General features: G+C 47.0%; 2 protein-coding genes. Both read right to left on the bottom strand.

Features of this window, described 5'->3' with window-relative positions:
- Positions 1–614: retention module-containing protein (locus AYI96_RS20140; protein WP_144362222.1), on the bottom strand; the 614-nt coding region annotated here is incomplete at its 3' end.
- A gap of 251 nt (positions 615–865) precedes the next feature.
- The coding region (locus AYI96_RS20135) for a type I secretion C-terminal target domain-containing protein (protein ID WP_144362221.1) at positions 866–2,551 on the bottom strand (1,686 nt) is incomplete at its 5' end.

Genomic DNA, 2,551 nt, shown 5'->3' with positions numbered 1-2,551 from the left:
GCAATGGTGATGCTGGCGCCGTTGGACAGGGTCAGCACCAAGTCATTTTCAAGAGGGGCATTATCTACAACAGCTGTGTAGGTGATACTTCCACCCTCATTGACTTGGGTTGGCGCCAATAAGGTTACAGTACTGGGCGCGACTTGGGTGAGGTTGAAGGCGTTTTGTGATAAACCTTCTTGCAGCGTAATAGCATCAGTTTCGAAGCCTGCTGAATCGTAGCCACTGGCAGCCAGAGTTTCTGCACCACTTCTTGTCAATGAAACAAAACCGGATGTTCCTTCATTTCCTTGAGTTCCACCGGCAGCAGTATCAGGCAATGAAGCGGTTGGATCTTCTCCTGCTGCGATAAGGGCCTGTAGCTGCTCAATTTCAGAATCTGTTACAGCATCTGTACTTTGCAACACTTCTTGAGGAACTTCAGCTCCTCCTCTAAGACTGCTCCCATCACTGAGTAAGAGCTCTATCTGTGCATCATTATCGACAAAAACTTCGCTTCCGTGCGCGACCAAGTCGCCTTGTTGTAATGGAACTTGCTGGCCATTTGACATGACATAAGCCTTGCCATTCAAACTTTTAACTTGACCATCTTGTGTTGCGATAAGTGCTTTCATGTCCCGCCCCCGGCGCTTGCAATATCCGTATCAATAAAGTTGCAGCCCATTGTTTTTGGGTTGCAAGTTGACAAGAAGTGTAAATCTTCTGGGGCGATCTTAGATGAATAACCTGGTTAAGTCAATTTTTTGACACCAATCGTACGGTTTGTAATTTTATGATTTATATTGGTTTATTTTTTATTTCGATTAATAAAAAAACAGAAGCTTAGCGCTTCTGTTGATTTTGTTGTGAATTGTTGCTGATTTTGTTACGGGATTAACTGATCCTCGGATAAGTAAGTATAATTTGGCTCGGGTAATGAGGCTTGAGCGACAGGTTGAGTAACCAACAATGCGCCGTCGGAAATAAGGGATTGAATAATCACACCTTCATCGGTAGTTCCATACTCTGTGGACAGATCCACACCATTGAGTACTATGGTGACACTGTCCCCGCCGGCGCCAGTCGTGTCGACAGTTATGATGGTGTTGCCATTCACAAAGCTGAAGTCCAGGTAATCATCCAAAACTCCATTTTCTTCATTAACCAATATGTCCGATAAATCCAGTACATCTGTGTTAGGGGAGAAGTTATAGACGTCATCGGTGCTGCCATCTGCAGACCCGGCATCCCAGATAAGAATATCTCTGTCATTATCTAAGCCAGCATCCAGGTGGTCACTGCCGGGGCCGCCAACCAGATAGTCGGCACCTGTACCGCCAAAGATGTAGTCATTACCGGCACCACCCAGTAATTGGTCATCGCCTTCCAGACCTTTGATGGTGTCATTCCCTTCGCGACCGACAATTTCATCACTTTGGTTAGCTCCGGTGAGAGAGTCACCCTGAGTGCTACCAAAGATGAGGTTATCTATGTTGTCGCTTCCTGTTATCGTAATGGCATCATCAGGCAGCAGCTCGTGAGTAAATACAGCTTGTACATATCGGGCTTGATAGCTGCCTCCATCATTGTCGAAGTAAGTAATAGTCCACTGATCGGCAGCTTGGGCTGGATTTAAGGTCAGATAGTCAGCGAGTGTTATCGAGTTATCTGACTCTTGCACAATCTGATCGTAGCCAATACTGGCTTTCATCAAGCCAGAATCTGCATCATAAAACCAAGTTTGTTCTATGTTATCCACAGGATCAGCCAGCAACACAATGAAGGTAATACCGTTGATAGTTAGCCTGACCGATACCTCTGTTTCCCGTTTGCTGCCGGCTGTGGAGTCAATGTCTCTCTCATTGCCGGGGATTGGAATGGCAAAGGGCGATTTTTGGAAGTCGGTAAATAGATCCAGGCTACCGGCGGAAGGCGCTAAATTAATCGCATCGGCGAATCCACCACTGATACTGAGAATGGCATCTTGGTCATTACCTGAAGTTAAAGGTGATGAACCATCACCTATGGTGACACTTTCCCCTCCTAAGCTGTTCCCCGGCACCGCATGGATGATGAAGTCGCCAACCACCTGCTCTGTACCTGAGTTGACTGTGAAGGTCAGAGAAATATCCAGCTGTTCCTCAATATCACCGTTATTACCCGGCAGATAGACCAGACTGCCTAACTCTGCTGCAGACAAGGCTTCAGGATTGTCAAAGTCATACTGCACCAGCATCTGCTCGCCATCATCCCAGTACCAAATAGAGCCTAGCTCGGCAGTTTCTGCAGGATCGATAAACTCAAGACTCAGGTTTGTGATGCTAATTTCATCCGTGGCATCTACATCGGTTGGAACATCAATATTCAGCGGATAACCGGCAAGATAAGGATCCGAGAGTTGTAACAGGGAGGCCGGAACCCAGATCTCTTTGGCAAATTCGCCTTCAACCGGGTCGTTGGTTCCATTGATTGTGATTGTGACAGTCTCGGTATCTGTGCCGCCGTTGCCGTCATCGACAGTGACATCAAAGCTTAAGGTGATGGTCTCACCGACGGCGAGGAACTGCACCAG

It is taken from the genome of Shewanella sp. MSW (assembly GCF_007636515.1).
In the GTDB taxonomy this organism is placed as follows: Bacteria; Pseudomonadota; Gammaproteobacteria; order Enterobacterales; family Shewanellaceae; genus Shewanella; species Shewanella indica.
Note: the sequence above shows the minus strand (reverse complement) of the source record. Positions and strands in the feature narration are given on the sequence as shown.